This is a genomic window from Chitinophaga sp. MM2321, from assembly GCF_964033635.1.
Lineage (GTDB): Bacteria > Bacteroidota > Bacteroidia > Chitinophagales > Chitinophagaceae > Chitinophaga.
Map to the genome: position 1 here is coordinate 4,362,776 of NZ_OZ035533.1, position 17,249 is coordinate 4,380,024.

The following is a 17,249-nucleotide window of genomic DNA, read 5'->3' on the forward strand; positions in this document are numbered from 1 at the left end:
AATTAGCTAAACCGATTTTTCATAGCTTTTAGGGTTATTTTTTAAAAATAAATTTTTACACTGCTTTTATCTCCCTCAATTATTCTTCTCATACTTCAAAGGAGAATACAACATCCATCCCGGCACAAATATTACCAAATAAAAACCGGTGTACCATCTATATGATAGTACACCGGTGCTTTTATTGTTTATGCTTAGTTCTCTATTACTTCTTTTAAAAATTTCCCCTGCGCATCAAACATTACATCCTTTTTATTTACTTCCGCTTCATAATTTACCACACCATCCGCTTTGGTAATTTTTGCAGCTTCCTTAACGGGCGCTCCTTTGTAATGCTCCTTTACATAGGCGGTAACACCCGCGGGCAACGCAGCAATTGCAATGGTTTCTTCCGTTTCCTGTAAGACGCCGTTATGATCGTATACAGCAGACATGTGCTTGTGATGTTGCACAAAGTTGGCTTCATACGCAGTAGCGCCCTCTTTTCCCCATTTCACGTTGGTAGCGCCCGGAAACGCTTTTTCAAAAGCGGTTCTGGCGGTAGCAGGTACTTTTACCTGCGAAAAGCCGGCAGTAGCAATACCGGCAAAAATAGCCGTCAGCAAAAGATACTTTTTCATACTGTTGTGTTTTATGATCCACAACCTACAACCCGATTCTGTTATTTTTCTGTAGTTCTCCGGGCAGTGGCAAGCGGTCTCTTCTAAACCGGAAAGCCCAGTACAAAATGCTGTTCCTGCATGTACCGCAAAAATTCCAGCGTATCTTCTTCCAGTGTGCCCGTATCCGTTATATTGAGCTGCGGGGCATAATCCAGTATATCCTTCACCGTTATACCCATTGCCAGTTGTTCAATTACAAAGGCCAGCCAGGGCGATACATCGGTAAACTGTACATGACCGGTTTCTGCATCACGGTACAGCAACACAAAATAAGCGCCGCCGGATACCGATAACGTTTTCGCTTTCGCTACCAGGTGTACCGGGTATTGGAAAGCCAGCAACCGATGCTCAGGATTTAGCACCAACGGCGTTTCCAGCCAGTTCCCCGTTAATTTAAAAGGAGGAGCCGGTATATCTTCCATATTGTATACTTCCATTTCCGCCCACTCAAAACTGAGCAGATCATTCAGATATGGGATCTCATAGGTTTCTGCCCAGTTATTTTCTACTGCATAGGTGTAAAACTCCAGCGGCAATTTCCACATCTGGTATGACTGGCAGGCATGTTGTGCAAAAAATGTTTTTACCATTTTTTGCCACTTGCGGGCAGGAATGTTTTTATAAGCAATAGGAAATGCATTTTCCATGGTATCGCCGATCATATTAAAGATCATACGGCGATAATGTTGCAGCCTATCCGGCGCTACGCCGGGCAGGTTCACTTTTTTGCCGTTGCGGCAATAGGCAGAAAAAGTTTGCTGTATATGATGGGTGTCAGGCAACAAGTTCATTTTTCAATTTCCATTGTTTGTGACAAATATTTTTCAGTCTTGATAACTCTCCCTGCAACTCGTTCATTTCCGGAATATTAAAATCTCTTTCCAAGAGTACCGGCAAAGGTTTCAGGCGTTGTATGGTCCATTCAAACAAGTCGTACACCGGGTCTATAATAGGTTCACCGTGCGTGTCTATGATCAGGTCCGGTGCCACCTGCTCATGACCGGCCATATGAATATAGGCCACTTTATCCATCGGCAATTGCGCTATAAATGCCTTTGCATCATACTGATGATTAAAAGCATTGACGTAGATATTATTCACATCCAGCAACAATTGACAACCGGATTGACGAACAATTTCATTGATGAAATCCACCTCGCTCATTTCAGCCGCCACCGGGGTATAATAGGAAACAATTTCCATGACCAGCGGACGTTGCAGATAATCCTGTACCTGTTGAATTCTACCGGAAATATGCTTCACCGCATCCATCCGGAAAGGAATAGGCAGGAGGTCGTACAGATGTGCATTGTCACATTTGGAATAGCTCAGGTGCTCAGAATACAACTGTACCTTGTATTCATCGAGAAAGGTTTTGATATACCGGAGAAACTCCTTGTCCGGCGCTTCGGGACTACCAATGGATAAGGAAAGCCCGTGACATAAAACCGGGTATTTTTCTACCACCTGGTGTAATACTTTCTTCCAGTAGCCGCCAATGTTCATCCAGTTCTCAGGAGCAAACTCAATAAAGTCGGGGGTGATGTGTTCACCACTGATCATCTCTGCTGCAAATTCACGACGAAAACCTAATCCTACCATGATCTTATATTTAAAAGAAAGGCCGGTAACTGCGGGCTATCCGGCCTTTCAATTGTTTTTAAATTTTTTGGCCAGACTTGGTGGTATCAGCCTTTGGTTTTTCTTTACCCCCTTTCTTATCTTTCTTGTTACCACATTTACCTTCTCCACATTTACCTTGTCCGCATTTACCTTCTTTTGTTTTACCAACTGCTGAAGAATCTTTTTTTGCACCACAGGACAGTTCAATGGAATTGGCAGTGGTGGTATTACCGGTCAATGCACTTCTCACCGCAGCGCCTGCGCCCATATTAGTGTAGCTTACAGGATTGGCAGATATCTGCAGAGAGGCCAGTCCCAGGATGGCGCTGGCAACGAGCGATCCCGAGAATAGAACTTTTTTACTGATAGATTTGTTGTTTTCCATTTTTAAGCATTTTAATTAAGTGAAGAGAATGTTTGTTTGCTACAAGAGAAAATACGTGCTGATGAGAATCAAATTTTGTACCTGCTTATCGTCCTTTGTTGGAAGTAGTACTGTAGAAAGCTTACGGAAATTTAAATATTTTAGTTTTTAGTTGGCCAAAAAAAAATGTTAATGCGGTTAAAAGGTGTATATAGTGGTTTAAATGGTAGATGAGAGATGGTCACGATTCACCTTTTTATACTATTTTTGGTCTATACCCAATAATTATGAAATAACTGCGGCTCATGAAACATAAAGTGCCCCCTGTAACGTCCATTTACTTTGCTACATTGATGAAGGCATATTTACGTGGTACTAAAACAAGAGAAGAAGTAATTCAGGACCTCTACGGTCCATCCCTATTACCGCAAGATGCAATGGATCCCGACGAAGATGTAACCCGCATACTGTTGCAGGTTGCCAGAGATACCAATGAGCACTATTATGATGAAATCATAACAGCGATCACACACGCTACCGATTCGGCCCCATCCCGCGCCGGACTGATCCACCATCTCCAGGCTTTGCTGGCAGGCGAACTTACCCGGAAGCAATTGCTGCAATGGGCCACCTGGCATAGCGAACCGGACACCGATACCGGCGCCGGCTATTTCGATGACCTGGCAGTCGACTATTTCTGTACGCACCTGCTGCCCAATCCGCCGGAAGAGTTTACAACGGCGCATTTCGAACAGGCTTTAAAAATATTGCAACATGGCAGCCAGGACCCATTAAAAGATAAAGTGGCGCTGGTGCTGATTTTCGACAAGGAAAAGCAGCGTTTCCTCTTTTACCTGGGCGACTTCATCCAGGGGCATAGCACACCGGAACAACTGGATGTTTACCTCCTGAATAAGTTCGGGATGGATCACCAGTCATTTCCTTATATGTCTACTTTATCTACTATTATGCATAATCCGGCCAAACTGCCGGCGTTGCTTGAGGTTGCTGCTATGTAAAAAGCGGATATTTACCGGATCACATCCATCACGGCTATTTTCCGGTTCTCACCGCGTACAATGTCCGTCGTGTAGGTATCTACCCGGTCGCCATTTGCATATTTGAGGTGCATTTCCAGTGGCATGGCTACCGGCGGATAGCTCCCCTCGATGAGCATGTCCTCCATCTGGTCTTTGTAATGATCGGGTATAAAGGCATAACCAGGGAAAAGTGTGTGCGGTTGCATCGGCACCCAAACAGTGGCGCCCAGCAGGGAGCGGCTGGTTACATTTACCTTCCCGGAGTCCTCCCGCATATTGTTGGCCGTATATTCTTCGCAGGCCACGCCGGCAATTACTTTTTTAGCGCCTGTCTTAATCAGTTGATTCAGATATCCCGACTCTCCCGGGTATACCGGCTCCATCGTTTGCAGGTCCAGCTGCTCTTTGGTGCCACTGCCTATTTTGTGGATAGCGGTAATGCTGAGTTGGGAGGCTTTGGCAAAATCAGCATAAAACTGGTAAAGTGCGCCCGTACTTTTGCTGACCAGGTGTACCCCCAGCTGCGGCTTTACACTGCTGTAATAGATCACAATATCCTCTCCTCCCTTAATAACGCGCTGATTTCCCTGCCAGGCCCGGGTTTCCTGGTATACCGCGATATCAAATTCAAATACAGAATCTATCTGTACCTTCTCATCGCCACCAATAATTAAAGATGGATTTTCATTCAGTGGCTTCCTGCCGGGCATGTCCTCAGGCCCTTCTTCCAGCGTTGAATCAACATTGGCTGTAGCCAGGCTACGTACCTTTTCTTTCATTTTTTTCAGGAACTGCGCCTGTATAGAGGACCCGCAAAGGATACAAGCCAGGAATAACAACGCCCGCTTTTTCATAGGAATAGATTTACGGCAGCAATTTACATTAAATAAATTTACTATGAATATAACCGTAACGGATAAACGGATAAGCGGTTAACTAACCATCAGGCTACAGCCTCTTAGTGCAGAATTATCGAGCCGGCCCAATACTTCAAACCGGCCATCGGCATGGATCCTGCCGATATCATCGGTCGCAATAAAAGCGCAGGAGTAAATATTGGCGAGATCTATTACATTCATAACACCGGCGGCTTTGCCCGCTGTAATCTGGAAAGGGTCATTCTCATCACGCACCAGCACCTTCATCCAGGGCGGCGTTTCAAAAAATCCCTGTCCTTTGGAATAAGCCTGCGATAACAGCTCGGTCATGCCGTATTCCGCATGTACCGCCGCCACACCCAGCCTTTCTTTCAGAAAAGCATGCACCTCTTCCCGGGTCCATTCTTCCCGCCGGCCTTTCATACCACCGGTTTCCATCACAATGGTATGGTTCAATGTCAGTTGATACTGTTCGGTAAAATCCAGCAAACCGAAAGTCACGCCGATCAGCAACACGGGCTGCTTACGCGCTTCCAGGGCCTTCAGCGCCTGATACAACTTATCATGCTCATACAGGTAAAAGCCGCTTTCTTCTCTGCCACTGCGCACAATCATCTCCTGTACCATCCGTACCAGCGATGAATGCTGCCGCTCAAGATAAGAAGGCAGCAACCCCACCACCACATAGTCGCTCACCGGCCCATAAAACTGCTCAAAGGCCGTCATAAAGCTCTGTGTGTAAATAGCTGCATCCTTTACCAGGTGCCGGCTGTTGACCATTTGTGTAGTACCGCTGCTCTCAAAAACCAGCTGCGGCTCAAATGAACCACATACTACCTGGTGCGTTTTGAAGAACTGAATAGGCAGATAGGGAATCTCCAGTATACTTTTCACAGCCTCCGGGCGTTTGTGCAACGCATCCACATACGCGCGGTAAAGGGCGTTTTCCCGGTACTGATAGTGAAACAGCTCCAGGGCGGCGGCTTCCAGCCCATTTGGCTGCAATGAAAATATATGTTCCGGAGAAACGGCGGTCATGTATAGCTGTGTTTAAAATCGTACAAAGTTAGGGAGAAGAATAAATTTACCGGCAGGAAGTAACAATTGTATCAAAAAAAACGTTTTGTCAAAGATGGGTAGAGATAGCTGAATATTTGTATATTTCCTAAATTAATGTAGGTTTGTTTTATGAAGAAAATTCTGTTTTTGTTCCTGCTGGTCGGCCTTGTATATGCCTGTAAAAAAGATAAGGGTGTTGGCACTAAACCAATTCTCACGTTTAAAAGCTATTCCATTGATAGTGTAACAGCCACCACTGAGCAAATGACGGTTACCTTAAATGTACGGGACGGTGACGGAGATATAGAAGACACCCTGGCAATGGCTGTTTTTTATGATAGCATGGGCACCGCAGACTCTCTCTATGGCATCAAGAAAATGCCCGGCATAGGTATCAACAAAGGCAAATCAATAAATGCAGACGTCATCCTGCCACTTATCGGATCAGACTTCCTGCTGGGAACAGGCGACAGGCCGAATGACAGCATGCATTTTGCCATTTATATCATTGATAATGCAGGTAACTCCAGCGATACCATCTCTACACCCAAGATACCTTATAACAGATTACCATAATCATACAAAAGAATAATAGATCAGACCACTGATTAAACTGAATTATATACGTCAGTTTATTCAGTGGTCTGATTTTTTCCTCTTTACACAACCCCTTTTATTGTTTAGCTTTATCATTCATTTTTCAGCATATGGATAAAATAGAGGAGTTACAGTCGAAGATAAACGAAGCCATGTTAGGCGGTGGTGAAGCGCGTATCGCTTCCCAGCATAAGAAAGGCAAGTTGACCGCCCGGGAAAGATTACAGCTGTTGATGGATGAAGGTTCTTTTGAAGAACTGGATATGCTGGTCGCCAACCGTAACCGTGGCCTCACCAGTGAACAGGAACAGTTTCTGGGCGATGGCGTAGTAACCGGTTATGGTACCATCAATGGACGAATGGTGTATGTGTTCTCCCAGGACTTTACCGTATACGGCGGCAGTTTATCTGAACCGCATGCCCGTAAAATCTGCAAAGTAATGGACCTCGCCATGCAGAACGGTGCGCCGTTGATAGGGCTGAATGACAGCGGTGGTGCAAGAATCCAGGAAGGCGTGGTAAGTCTTGGTGGCTATGCAGACATCTTCTACCGCAATACCCGCGCTTCCGGCGTTATTCCACAGATCTCCGCTATCATGGGGCCCTGCGCCGGTGGAGCCGTATATTCTCCCGCCATTACCGATTTTATCATGATGGTGGAACAAACCTCTTATATGTTTGTAACCGGTCCAAACGTAGTGAAGACGGTTACCCATGAAGAAGTAACCTCCGAAGAACTGGGCGGTGCACACACCCATGCAACCAAAAGCGGCGTTACCCATTTCTCCTGTGCCAATGAAGTAGAATGTATTCAGAATATCAAACAGCTGCTCAGCTATATCCCGCAAAACTGTGAGGAAACAGCGCCGGTATATCCATATACACCTGCCAATGAGGTCAGGGAAGCCCTGAATACGCTGATCCCGGCCAATGCGAATCAGCCGTATGATATGAAAGAAGTGATCGGACATATAACGGACACGGATAGCTTTTTTGAAGTACATAAAGATTTTGCAGAAAATATTATCGTGGGCTTCGCCCGTATTGCCGGGAGAAGTATTGGTATTGTAGCCAATCAACCCGCTATCCTGGCAGGGGTGCTCGACATTCATGCCTCTGTGAAAGGCGCCAGGTTTACCCGCTTCTGTGACGCCTTCAATGTGCCGTTGCTCGTACTGGTAGATGTGCCCGGCTTCCTGCCCGGTACCGACCAGGAATGGAACGGGATCATCACCAACGGCGCCAAACTGTTGTTTGCGCTCAGCGAGGCCACCGTTCCAAAATTAACGGTCACCACCCGCAAAGCCTATGGTGGCGCGTATTGTGTGATGAACTCCAAACACATCGGGGCAGACCTGAACTTTGCTTTCCCACAGGCAGAAATAGCGGTGATGGGTGCTAAAGGCGCTGTGGAAATCATTTTCAAAAAAGAAATTGATGCCGCTCCGGATCCGGAAGCACGCATGAATGAACTGGTGGCAGACTATAAAGAAAGATTTGCCAATCCTTACCTGGCAGCAGAAAAAGGATATATTGATGAAGTGATTATACCCGACCAGACACGCGCAAAACTGATCAAAGGTTTTAAAATGCTTGAAAATAAAGTGGTAAATATGCCGAGAAAGAAACATGGCAATATACCTTTGTAGCAATTACGCCTGACAAATAACGAATGACAGCCATTACCCGTAGCTCTTTACAAAGATCTTCCCGCAAACTGTCATTCGTTATTCATCAGGGTAATGCTTACAAAAAGTAATTTGAATCAATGCTAAAAACCGCATTTAATCTCTTTCTTTTCACATCGATCTATATTTCGCTGTGTGCGCTGATGATGATCTGGCAAACCAATCAATTGCTGGACCTCCACTATCAGCAAAATACCTTCTATCTCTTTGTCTTCTTCTCTACTATATGCAGCTATAATTTTCACTGGTATCTGACGCCGGCTACTTACTCCTCTTCCGAAAGAATTCGCTGGGGAGAAAACCACCGCCCACTGATGCTCCTGCTCTGTGGTATCGGCATGATCGGCGCCCTGTATTTTTTCTGGCTGCTACGCGAACACTGGCTGGCACTGAGTGGCAGCGCCATATTGACGTTCCTCTATTCAGCGCCCAAATTGCCGCATAAAACGTTTACCTGGCTGCGGCGCATCGCTATCGGCAAAACACTGTTCCTCACTTTTGTATGGACCTACGTAACCACGCTGTTGCCCGCACTGGTGGCAGATCAGCCCATCACCTGGCCCGTGGCATTTATCACGCTGCACCGCTTCTTCCTCATCTATGCCATCTGTATCCTCTTTGATTACCGCGACCGGGAGTCCGATAAAAAAGAGGGGATCCGCAGCCTGATCACGTATCTCCCGCAAAAAGATCTTGATAAACTCTATTACGGCTCTCTGGCAATGGCTGCTGTAAGCGCCGCCCTGCTGGGCCCCTACACCACCATACCGGTTATTATCACCCTGATGATACCTGTGGCTGCCACCGCGCTGATCACCCGCAAAGCAGAACATACCCAATCGGATTATATGTTCTATTTTGTGCTGGATGGATTCATGGCATTGTCGGCCATGCTCCATTTAGCGATATACTAAATCCTAAATCCTTATTTTTGCTCCACCAGAACTATAAATCATTATGTCTAAAAAACAGAAATCCATATTCAACAAGGAATCACTGACATTCCTGGAAAGCTATCTGAACAATCCTTCTCCTACCGGTTTTGAGAAAGAAGGACAGAAACTCTGGCTGAAATATCTCGCACCGTATATCGACGAACATTTCGTGGACCCTTACGGTTCTGCGGTAGGTGTTATCAATCCTAAAGCGGCATTTAAAGTGGTGATTGAAGCGCATGCCGATGAAATCTCCTGGTTTGTAAACTACATCTCACCGGAAGGCTTGATCTATGTAATCCGCAATGGTGGCTCAGATCAACAAATTGCTCCTTCTAAAAGGGTGAATATTCATACGGAAAAAGGTACGGTGAAAGCTGTTTTCGGATGGCCGGCTATTCATACCCGCATCCGTAGCGGCGATGGTAAAGAACCACAACCTAAAGTAGAAAACATCTTCCTGGATTGCGGTGCACGCTCCCGCAAAGAAGTAGAAGACCTCGGCATCCACGTAGGATGTGTGGCTACTTTTGAAGATGGCTTTGAAGAACTAAACTACGATTATTATATCTGCCGCGCTATCGACAACCGCATCGGCGGCTTTATGATTGCCGAAGTAGCCAGACTGCTGAAAGAAAAGAAACAACAACTGCCTTTTGGTTTATATATCGTAAACGCCGTACAGGAAGAAGTAGGATTACGTGGTGCCGAAATGATCGCCAAACGCATTAAGCCCAACCTGGCTATCATCACGGATGTGACACATGATACCACCACACCGATGATCAACAAGAACATCGAAGGGGAGATCAAATGTGGCGGTGGTCCCAGCATTACCTACGGCCCTGCTGTACACAACATCCTCCGCGACCTGATCATTAAAACAGCCAAAAAGAATGATATCCCCCACCAGCTGCACGCCGTAAGCCGCAGCACCGGTACGGATACAGACGCTTTTGCCTATGCCAATGACGGTACACCATCTGCATTGATCAGTTTACCGCTGCGTTATATGCATACCACCGTGGAAATGGTGAAGAAAGATGATATTGAAAATACCATCCAGCTGATTTATCAGACACTCCTAAACATTACACCAAAAACAAATTTTCAATACCTCTAAATAGATATTTTGGGATTTACGGATTTTCTGATTTACGAATTTCGGGGATATAAAACCCCAAAATCAAAAAATCAAAAAATTCGTAAATCCCTGAATATTATTACTACGTTTGCTTCTCAATTAATAATCTATACGTATGCAAGATGTGCAGATCCGTCATGACTGGACGTTAGAAGAAATAAAAGCCATTTACAACACTCCCTTGCTGGAGCTGGTGTATCGTGCTGCCACTATTCACCGCCAATACCAGGATACAGCGGAAGTGCAGGTTTGCACCCTCCTCTCTATCAAAACCGGCGGTTGCCCCGAAGATTGTGCTTATTGCCCGCAGGCTGCCCGATATAATACAGATATAAACGTTCATGGTCTCATGAAAAAAGAGGACGTGCTGAGCTATGCCCAAAAGGCAAAAGATGCCGGCTCTACCCGTTTCTGTATGGGCGCTGCATGGCGCGAAATACGCGACAACCGCGACTTTGACCGTGTACTGGACATGGTAAAAGGCGTCAATGAAATGGGCATGGAAGTATGCTGTACACTGGGTATGCTGAATGCCGACCAGGCTAAAAAACTGGCAGATGCCGGCTTATATGCCTATAACCACAACCTGGATACGTCCAGGGAGCACTACGAAGAGATCATCACCACCCGTACTTATGACGATCGTTTACAAACGCTGGACAACGTCAGAAAAGCCGGTGTAAGCGTATGTTGCGGTGGTATTATCGGTTTAGGTGAATCGCATGAAGACCGTATCGCCATGTTGTATACCCTGAGCAGTTTGCCCAAGCATCCGGACTCCGTACCTATTAATGCACTAAGCCGTGTAAAAGGTACACCGCTGGAGCATCTGCCAAAAGTAGAGTTCTGGGATATGGTGCGTATGATTGCCACCACCCGGATCCTGATGCCACAAGCCATGGTTCGTCTGAGTGCAGGCCGCGCAGAAATGAGCATGTCCGACCAGGCATTATGCTTCATGGCAGGCGCCAACTCTATCTTTACCGGTGAAAAATTACTGACAACAGATAACCCTTCTTTTGAAGAAGACCATATGATGTTTGAACTGCTTGGACTGAAAGCCAGGGAAGCATTTAAAGAATCAGTGGAAGTATAATCAGCTGATTAAAAAATAAAAGCAAAGAACCCGTCTGGTAAAATATACCAGACGGGTTCTTTGCTTTTTTATATCCAACAAAAAACAACCATCCGGTCAATCCTTTAATCTGAAAATCCTGGTCGCATGATTTACTACATTTTCTACCGTAAAGCCATATCGCTTAAAGAGTTCTTTGGCGGGTGCGCTGACACCAAATATAGAAATACCGATAACGGCGCCGCGCTCTCCTACCCATTCATCCCAACCCTGAGGGGAAGCGGCTTCTACGGCCAGCCGCGCTTTAACAGCCGGTGGTAGTACTTCATAGCGGTATTCTTTCGGCTGTTCCCGGAATAACTCCCAGCTGGGCATGCTCACCACCCGGGCATCGATACCTGCTTCCAGGAGATGTTGCTGTGCTTCCAGGATCAGCTGCACTTCCGAGCCGGTAGCCATCAGGAGGATGTCTGCCCGGTCGCCCTTTTCCTTTGATAAAATATAGGCGCCTTTTGAAACATTGTCGGCAGACGCTACTTTATCCCGATCAAAAATGGGGAGTTTTTGCCGGGTAAGTACCAACATAGTGGGGCCTGTTGTTCTCGTTATGGCCACGCGCCATGCATAAGACGCCTCATTCGCATCAGCCGGACGGATAACGCAGAGGTGTGGCATCGCCCGGAGAGAGGCCAGTTGCTCAATGGGTTGGTGCGTAGTGCCATCTTCTCCCAAACCTATGCTGTCGTGCGTCATCACATAGATAACCGGTAGCTCCATGATACAGGCCAGCCGGATAGCGGGACGGGCATAGTCCGTAAAGATGAAAAAGGTAGCGGCAAAAGGCCGTACGCCGCCGTGTAACTGCAACCCCGAGCTGGCAGCACACATCACGTGCTCTCGGATACCCCAGGCGATGTTGCGGTTGGCATATTTATCTTTCTCTATATAACCGGAAGATTTGATCATCGTCAGGGTAGAAGGCTCCAGGTCGCCACTGCCGCCTATCAGCCAGGGTAGCTTATCGGCGATGGCATTGATAAAGTCTTTCGAGATTTCTCTCGTGGCTTTGGGGCCATCCTTCGGCTGGTATACCGGCACGGCCTTGTCCCAGTCCGGTGGTAGCTGTTGCGCCAGGTATTGATCCAGTTGCGACGCCAGGTCGGGATAATTTTTTTTGTACTCCGCCATCAGGGTCAGCCACTCCTGCTCCCATTGTTGCCCTCTTTCCACGGCCTTGTGCATATGTGCCTCTACATCTGCCGGTACCAGGAACTTTTCATCCGGAGGCCAGCCATAAAATTCTTTTGTGAGCCGGATCTCTTCTTCTCCCAATGGCGACCCATGTGCTTCAGGTGTGTCCTGCTTATGCGGGGAGCCATAACCTATATGCGTGCGCAGGATGATCATCGAAGGCTGGTCGGTGACCGTCCTGGCCCTTTCAAATGCCACGGAGATAGCCGCCAGGTTATTGCCTTCATCACCCAGATCCTGTACATGCCAGTGATAGGATTCAAACCGTTTGGCTACATCATCAGAATAAGACAGGGATGTGTTTCCTTCTATCGTAATGTGGTTGTTATCATACAAACAAATCAGCTTTCCCAGTCCGAGATGTCCCGCCACAGAAGCCGCCTCATGAGAAGCCCCTTCCATCAGGTCGCCATCACTGCAAAAAACATACGTATAATGATCGATGATCTTTTCTTCTTTATTAAAACAGGCAGCAAGGTGCGCTTCCGCCATTGCCATGCCTACAGCCGTCATGATCCCTTGTCCGAGTGGCCCTGTAGTCGTTTCAATACCAGGTGTATGCCCATACTCAGGATGACCGGGCGTAGGACTTCCCCATTGCCGGAAATTCCGGAGATCGTCCAGCGAAAGATCATAGCCGGTGAGATGTAACATCGCATATTGTAACATGGAAGCATGTCCGTTTGACAATACAAAACGATCACGATTGAACCACTGCGGGTTTTGCGGATTGAAGCGCAGGTGATCCATCCACAACACATAAGCTGCCGGCGCCAAAGCCATGGGCGTACCCGGATGGCCTGAATTGGCTTGCTGCACAGCATCCATTGCCAGGCAGCGAATGGTATTGATACTCTTCTCTTCTATGGTCATTGCTTTCATGAGCGGGAGGTTTATGACGGTCTTTCCACAAATAGGGTACCACTTAAAATTTTTGATTTTGGAATTTTGGAATTTAGAGATTTGGCTTCAATGTCGGTCTCCGCTGCATTTGTAAATTCCAAAATCAAAAAATTCCAAAATCAAAAAATCATTCCGCATGTTCCAACCTGATCTCCTCAAAAAAAGGCGTCCTTCTTTGTTCCACACACTTTGCAGCATACAGGTACAATGCAGCCGACCAGGTTTGCCAGTTCTGCCCCATAGGCTGACCATCCTTTGCACGGTGCCATTCATTGAAGCCATAATCCAGTTGCTGATCATTGACGGCTTTGATGGCGTGTGTGAGTGCGCGTAGCTTTTCTTCTGCCAACGCATATTTTTTTGCAGCTACTAACGCCGATATATATACGCCACAGATAAATGGCCATATGCCACCGTTGTGGTAGTCGCCGGGATTGTTGAACTGTTTATATCTCGGGCGCCAGTCGGGATCTTCGGGCTTTATGAAAGGGAAGAAGTTGGGAGGAAGATCCGGGCCCAGTTCACCGCGTTCCTGCATGACAAGGCACTCGGCTTCTATCCATGCTATCATATCTGAAGCACGGGCGGGCGAAGCGATGCCGGAGAGAATAGCCAGGCTGTTGCCCAGCAGGTCAAATCTTTCGCTGCTGTAGATCTTATACGACCAACAGGCATAGTATGGTTTGTATTTCACAGTGAGTCCTTCATGTACATGGCGGTGCATCACGTCGGCGCTGATGGTAAAAAGCCGCATAGCTTTCCGCAACCCGTTGGCTCTTTCCTGTTGCCCGCATAAACGCAGCGCACTGTACACAAGCGCATTTACATACAAGCCGTAGCCAAGCACCCATTGCTCATCGCGCCAGTCGCTGGTGGGTAGCTGCGCCACCAGGAAACGATCAGACGGACTCTGATACACCAGCCAGGTTAACGCCCTGTCCACCGCTTCCTGAAGAAAAGCGGTTTCACCGGTTAGTCGCCTGTAAATACCTACGCCTATCAAAAAAAGCGGGGTGGTGTCGCTGGCGCCACGGTCTTCCTTATCGTGTACGAGGGAAGGAATATGCCCGTGCTCCGTCTGGTTTTTTGCCATGGCTTCCAGGATGTCCCCGATGCTGGTTGTCAGCACTTCATTATGGGATACTGCCAACCCGAAAATAGAAAAGGCCAGATCACGGGTGTAGGGTTCAGGATAACCCCAGCCTGCGGTACGGGGCAGCCCCTTGTAAGGCCCGCGGCGGTTATGTAACAATACAGCTATTGCCGCCTGGCTCGCAGCGGCTACTTCTTCCGAAACAACATATGCTTTCATACAATCCCCAGTTTTTCGTGAACAATCTTCAAAAACCGTCGGGCAACCGTGCGGTAATCGAAATTTTCTACCACCCGTTTTCTGCCTGCGTGGCCCAGCTGATCACGCAGGGAAGAGTTGGTCATCAGCATCTCCAGGTGATGGGCGAGATCAGGAATGCTAGCCCGGTAACCCACTGTACGCGGGGTGTTAAAGATCACTGTGTGCCTGTTATCAAAACCGGCTTCCTCTCCCACGATCACTTCGCGCACCACTACATGTTCCGCTACATCCGCCAGCAAGGCGGTTTCCCCATGCACAAGCGTATCCAGCATCCCCATCGCTTTCAGGCTGAGTACCGGCTTCTCACACGCGCCTGCTTCCACCTGCGGCATACCAAAACCTTCCAGCCGCGAAGGCGCGGCATAGATATCACAGGCGCTCACCAGGAAAGGCATAAAGTCGCGCGATACTTTGCAGGTGGTATATACTACCTGTTTGTCGATACCCAGCTCTACTGCCAGTTTCCAGTCGGCGAAGTTCTGCAACTCCGTTCTGGCCTGCGGCCATACCTTGCATACATATTTCCAGGGAGGTACTTTCCCATTGATGCGCGCCAGTGCCTGCATTATTTCCTGCGCTCCTTTTGATGCAGCATCGCCGCCTACGGTGAGGATCATCAATTCTTCCTCCCTGATACCCAGCGATTGCCGCACAGCGGTAATTTTTGGGTCCTGTTTATCATAAGGCCGGAAAGCATCCGTGTCACATCCTACCGGCAGCACTTCAATATTACGCCCGTCAATACCATCTCTCTGGTACATTTCCTTTACCCATTGAGAAGTAACCAGGATCAGCGGTAGTGCATTAAGTACATCCTGGTAATTGGCGATATAACCATCTGCTACCAGCCAGGGCACCGCTGCAATGCCAAAACGCTGCGGATGCAATACCAGGTGAGGCAGATGCCCCCAATAACCAATACCTACTACTACATCCGGCTTAAACCACTGGTAATACCATTCTTTTTCCTGATCTGATTCTGCATGCGCGGCATGTGCATCTATTCCCAATGCCAGTAATCCTTTATACAACAGATCTCCTTGTGTGGAAAGACCGCCGGGAGCCGGCGGATAATCATATAATATTAATGCTCTCATAATACGCCTTTTTGGTGCAGCCATGCTTTAGCGTCCTTTGCCGTATAAAATTGCCAGAATGCCTCTGTAATCGGGGTGGTGCGGGCTTCCCAACTACTGCTATCAAATCCGTAAATGTTTGTAATGATGTTATATTTCTGCTGCCAGATATGTTCCGGCAGGGGGAGATAAATACCTGCATTTGTTGCTGCTATGGGAAGATGTTTTTTTTGTCCGTCGTGGTAAGCAAAGGTCCATAGCTCATCAGTGGTGATGCCGCCGCTGTACCATAAACTGATCACGGCTTCACTCACCTCTTCATGCCGGCGGTGCCGGGTATATTCACCGGAAGGGTTATGGGTAATGATCAGGTCTGCCGGTGTGTCGGGCAATAGTTGCAGTATGAGTGCGGCTACTTCCATGCCGGATAAGGGAAGTTGTTCGGGACCATCGTCCAGGTCAGCGATTACACCGGTGGCGCCGAGTGTACCGAGTGCATTGAAGAACCGCGGTGCGCGGTCGGGATCATTGGCGCGGCAAAGACTGATCACAAAACAGTGCCAGTCAGGATGACTGAGGATGGTTCCGCCGGCCCATAATGTTTCGTCATCAGGGTGCGCCACTATGATCACAACGGATTTGTTATGCTGTGGCGGTGTTACCGGGGAAGAAGGATCTTGCATGATTAACAGGGAAATGAATACCCTGCTCCGCAAGCCCCAATAAATGTACCTGAATTACGAGGCATGCGCTGCCGTATGCTTTCAGAGAGGGATGGTAATGCCCAGGTATCGTCCGTGATGGCTCACAGAAACGGGGCTTTCATACTGGTGTTGTGCATCCCACAAATAGGGTATACCGAGGTGACTCTTCAATAACTGGTGATGCTGCTGGAGGATACCGGCGCGACGCAGTATCTCCGTATAATCGTTACCGTTATACGGTACAACCGCTGTCTTTATTTTTGTAAAAAGTGTTTCGGTGGCCACAGCGATGGTGTGTACACAGGCGCCGGTTATTTCGCTCCGGAAAGGGTATTGCCGGTTTTCATACTGCACGGTTCCCCTGATCATTTGCCCCTGCATCTCCAGTGAGGTGCATTCAAATTTTAATGGTGCATAAAATTTTGTCTTCGTAGCACGGTTCACAATTTTATATACTGCTTCCTTGCTGCTCCAGAGCAGCCACACAACAGTATCCGGCACTTCATCCGCCAGGATACGCGCCTGTTCGGCAGGGGTATACACTTTGTCGAGATACCCCTTACGCTGCCACCGGCTTTCTGTAGCAGCCAGTTGCAGATCTACTACATCATTCCCTATCATGATGCCGCCAGTTTATTGGCTACTATATCCATGGCAGTTTGTACGTTGATCATTTTTTCCATCGATTCATTATCGATCACAATATTGAATTTCTCTTCCACATCCAGCACTACATCTACGAGGTTGGCAGAGTTAATTTTCAGGTCTTTGATGAAGTCGGTGGATTCACTGATATTTTCCAGTGCCTCCTGGTTTTTGGTATAAGGTCTCAGTGCTTCTTTGATCCCGGCTAATAATGCTACTTTATCCATGTGCTGTTATTTTTTTTTGTGAGA

18 protein-coding genes are annotated in these 17,249 nt (G+C 47.5%); 6 read left to right on the forward strand and 12 right to left on the reverse strand.

Going from position 1 to position 17,249, the window contains the following annotated elements:
- Window positions 1–194 precede the first annotated feature (194 nt).
- From ABQ275_RS16820 to ABQ275_RS16835, 4 genes are all read right to left on the reverse strand, one after another.
- A complete protein-coding gene (locus ABQ275_RS16820; RefSeq protein WP_349314313.1) occupies window positions 195–620 on the reverse strand; it encodes a PepSY-like domain-containing protein in 426 nt (141 codons plus the stop codon).
- A gap of 83 nt (window positions 621–703) precedes the next feature.
- Window positions 704–1,453 carry a putative DNA-binding domain-containing protein gene (locus tag ABQ275_RS16825; protein WP_349314314.1) on the reverse strand — a complete coding sequence of 250 codons (750 nt, stop codon included), beginning with the start codon at window positions 1,451–1,453 and terminating at the stop codon, window positions 704–706.
- Entirely contained in the window at window positions 1,437–2,264 is an 828-nt protein-coding gene (locus tag ABQ275_RS16830) for a DUF692 domain-containing protein (RefSeq protein WP_349314315.1), read from the reverse strand. The genes ABQ275_RS16825 and ABQ275_RS16830 overlap by 17 nt, the downstream gene beginning before the upstream one ends.
- 58 nt (window positions 2,265–2,322) lie before the next feature.
- Window positions 2,323–2,670 carry a hypothetical protein gene (locus tag ABQ275_RS16835; RefSeq protein WP_349314316.1) on the reverse strand — a complete coding sequence of 116 codons (348 nt, stop codon included), beginning with the start codon at window positions 2,668–2,670 and terminating at the stop codon, window positions 2,323–2,325.
- A gap of 284 nt (window positions 2,671–2,954) precedes the next feature.
- Between ABQ275_RS16835 and ABQ275_RS16840 the strand changes: the two genes are divergently transcribed.
- Window positions 2,955–3,668 (forward strand): hypothetical protein, encoded by a 714-nt coding sequence (locus ABQ275_RS16840; protein ID WP_349314317.1) that lies wholly within the window; start codon window positions 2,955–2,957, stop codon window positions 3,666–3,668.
- 11 nt (window positions 3,669–3,679) lie between these two features.
- Here ABQ275_RS16840 and ABQ275_RS16845 read toward each other — a convergent pair whose 3' ends face one another.
- Both ABQ275_RS16845 and ABQ275_RS16850 read right to left on the reverse strand, forming a co-directional pair.
- Entirely contained in the window at window positions 3,680–4,543 is an 864-nt protein-coding gene (locus ABQ275_RS16845; protein WP_349314318.1) for a hypothetical protein, read from the reverse strand.
- A gap of 78 nt (window positions 4,544–4,621) precedes the next feature.
- Window positions 4,622–5,605: an acyl transferase gene (locus tag ABQ275_RS16850; protein ID WP_349314319.1), complete on the reverse strand. Its 984-nt coding sequence runs from the start codon at window positions 5,603–5,605 to the stop codon at window positions 4,622–4,624.
- A gap of 150 nt (window positions 5,606–5,755) precedes the next feature.
- On the opposite strand from ABQ275_RS16850, the gene ABQ275_RS16855 reads away from it, so the two are divergent.
- From ABQ275_RS16855 to bioB, 5 genes are all read left to right on the forward strand, one after another.
- Window positions 5,756–6,202, forward strand: a complete 447-nt coding sequence (locus tag ABQ275_RS16855; RefSeq protein ID WP_349314320.1) for a hypothetical protein — start codon at window positions 5,756–5,758, stop codon at window positions 6,200–6,202.
- Between the two features lie 131 nt (window positions 6,203–6,333).
- A complete protein-coding gene (locus ABQ275_RS16860) occupies window positions 6,334–7,872 on the forward strand; it encodes an acyl-CoA carboxylase subunit beta (protein WP_349314321.1) in 1,539 nt (512 codons plus the stop codon).
- A 119-nt stretch (window positions 7,873–7,991) separates the two neighbouring features.
- Window positions 7,992–8,825 carry a UbiA family prenyltransferase gene (locus tag ABQ275_RS16865; protein ID WP_349314322.1) on the forward strand — a complete coding sequence of 278 codons (834 nt, stop codon included), beginning with the start codon at window positions 7,992–7,994 and terminating at the stop codon, window positions 8,823–8,825.
- A 43-nt stretch (window positions 8,826–8,868) separates the two neighbouring features.
- Window positions 8,869–9,969 carry a M42 family metallopeptidase gene (locus ABQ275_RS16870; protein WP_349314323.1) on the forward strand — a complete coding sequence of 367 codons (1,101 nt, stop codon included), beginning with the start codon at window positions 8,869–8,871 and terminating at the stop codon, window positions 9,967–9,969.
- 136 nt (window positions 9,970–10,105) lie between these two features.
- A complete protein-coding gene (bioB, locus tag ABQ275_RS16875) occupies window positions 10,106–11,086 on the forward strand; it encodes a biotin synthase BioB (protein ID WP_349314324.1) in 981 nt (326 codons plus the stop codon).
- Window positions 11,087–11,182: 96 nt separating this feature from the next.
- On the opposite strand, the gene tkt is transcribed toward bioB, so the two are convergent.
- The 6 genes from tkt to ABQ275_RS16905 form a co-directional block, all read right to left on the reverse strand.
- On the reverse strand, window positions 11,183–13,198 hold the full coding sequence (gene tkt, locus ABQ275_RS16880) for a transketolase (protein ID WP_349314325.1): 2,016 nt from the start codon (window positions 13,196–13,198) through the stop codon (window positions 11,183–11,185).
- 148 nt (window positions 13,199–13,346) lie between these two features.
- Window positions 13,347–14,531 carry a glycoside hydrolase 100 family protein gene (locus ABQ275_RS16885; RefSeq protein WP_349314326.1) on the reverse strand — a complete coding sequence of 395 codons (1,185 nt, stop codon included), beginning with the start codon at window positions 14,529–14,531 and terminating at the stop codon, window positions 13,347–13,349.
- Window positions 14,528–15,670, reverse strand: a complete 1,143-nt coding sequence (locus ABQ275_RS16890; protein WP_349314327.1) for a glycosyltransferase family 4 protein — start codon at window positions 15,668–15,670, stop codon at window positions 14,528–14,530. Before ABQ275_RS16890 ends, ABQ275_RS16885 begins: the two co-directional genes overlap by 4 nt.
- Window positions 15,667–16,332, reverse strand: a complete 666-nt coding sequence (locus ABQ275_RS16895; protein WP_349314328.1) for a PIG-L family deacetylase — start codon at window positions 16,330–16,332, stop codon at window positions 15,667–15,669. The genes ABQ275_RS16890 and ABQ275_RS16895 overlap by 4 nt, the downstream gene beginning before the upstream one ends.
- A gap of 81 nt (window positions 16,333–16,413) precedes the next feature.
- Window positions 16,414–16,974 (reverse strand): 4'-phosphopantetheinyl transferase superfamily protein, encoded by a 561-nt coding sequence (locus ABQ275_RS16900; RefSeq protein ID WP_349314329.1) that lies wholly within the window; start codon window positions 16,972–16,974, stop codon window positions 16,414–16,416.
- Window positions 16,971–17,225 carry an acyl carrier protein gene (locus ABQ275_RS16905; protein ID WP_349314330.1) on the reverse strand — a complete coding sequence of 85 codons (255 nt, stop codon included), beginning with the start codon at window positions 17,223–17,225 and terminating at the stop codon, window positions 16,971–16,973. Before ABQ275_RS16905 ends, ABQ275_RS16900 begins: the two co-directional genes overlap by 4 nt.
- Window positions 17,226–17,249: the final 24 nt, after the last annotated feature.

What these genes read in the sequence shown, in the direction of transcription:
- ABQ275_RS16855 (WP_349314320.1), top strand. Translation starts at nt 5,756, where the DNA reads ATGAAGAAAATTCTGTTTTTGTTCCTGCTGGTCGGCCTTGTATATGCC.
- ABQ275_RS16905 (WP_349314330.1), bottom strand. Translation starts at nt 17,225, where the DNA reads ATGGATAAAGTAGCATTATTAGCCGGGATCAAAGAAGCACTGAGACCT.
- ABQ275_RS16870 (WP_349314323.1), top strand. Translation starts at nt 8,869, where the DNA reads ATGTCTAAAAAACAGAAATCCATATTCAACAAGGAATCACTGACATTC.
- ABQ275_RS16885 (WP_349314326.1), bottom strand. Translation starts at nt 14,531, where the DNA reads ATGAAAGCATATGTTGTTTCGGAAGAAGTAGCCGCTGCGAGCCAGGCG.
- ABQ275_RS16845 (WP_349314318.1), bottom strand. Translation starts at nt 4,543, where the DNA reads ATGAAAAAGCGGGCGTTGTTATTCCTGGCTTGTATCCTTTGCGGGTCC.
- ABQ275_RS16860 (WP_349314321.1), top strand. Translation starts at nt 6,334, where the DNA reads ATGGATAAAATAGAGGAGTTACAGTCGAAGATAAACGAAGCCATGTTA.
- ABQ275_RS16850 (WP_349314319.1), bottom strand. Translation starts at nt 5,605, where the DNA reads ATGACCGCCGTTTCTCCGGAACATATATTTTCATTGCAGCCAAATGGG.
- ABQ275_RS16890 (WP_349314327.1), bottom strand. Translation starts at nt 15,670, where the DNA reads ATGAGAGCATTAATATTATATGATTATCCGCCGGCTCCCGGCGGTCTT.
- ABQ275_RS16840 (WP_349314317.1), top strand. Translation starts at nt 2,955, where the DNA reads ATGAAACATAAAGTGCCCCCTGTAACGTCCATTTACTTTGCTACATTG.
- ABQ275_RS16820 (WP_349314313.1), bottom strand. Translation starts at nt 620, where the DNA reads ATGAAAAAGTATCTTTTGCTGACGGCTATTTTTGCCGGTATTGCTACT.
- ABQ275_RS16895 (WP_349314328.1), bottom strand. Translation starts at nt 16,332, where the DNA reads ATGCAAGATCCTTCTTCCCCGGTAACACCGCCACAGCATAACAAATCC.
- ABQ275_RS16865 (WP_349314322.1), top strand. Translation starts at nt 7,992, where the DNA reads ATGCTAAAAACCGCATTTAATCTCTTTCTTTTCACATCGATCTATATT.
- ABQ275_RS16900 (WP_349314329.1), bottom strand. Translation starts at nt 16,974, where the DNA reads ATGATAGGGAATGATGTAGTAGATCTGCAACTGGCTGCTACAGAAAGC.
- tkt (WP_349314325.1), bottom strand. Translation starts at nt 13,198, where the DNA reads ATGAAAGCAATGACCATAGAAGAGAAGAGTATCAATACCATTCGCTGC.
- ABQ275_RS16835 (WP_349314316.1), bottom strand. Translation starts at nt 2,670, where the DNA reads ATGGAAAACAACAAATCTATCAGTAAAAAAGTTCTATTCTCGGGATCG.
- ABQ275_RS16830 (WP_349314315.1), bottom strand. Translation starts at nt 2,264, where the DNA reads ATGGTAGGATTAGGTTTTCGTCGTGAATTTGCAGCAGAGATGATCAGT.
- bioB (WP_349314324.1), top strand. Translation starts at nt 10,106, where the DNA reads ATGCAAGATGTGCAGATCCGTCATGACTGGACGTTAGAAGAAATAAAA.
- ABQ275_RS16825 (WP_349314314.1), bottom strand. Translation starts at nt 1,453, where the DNA reads ATGAACTTGTTGCCTGACACCCATCATATACAGCAAACTTTTTCTGCC.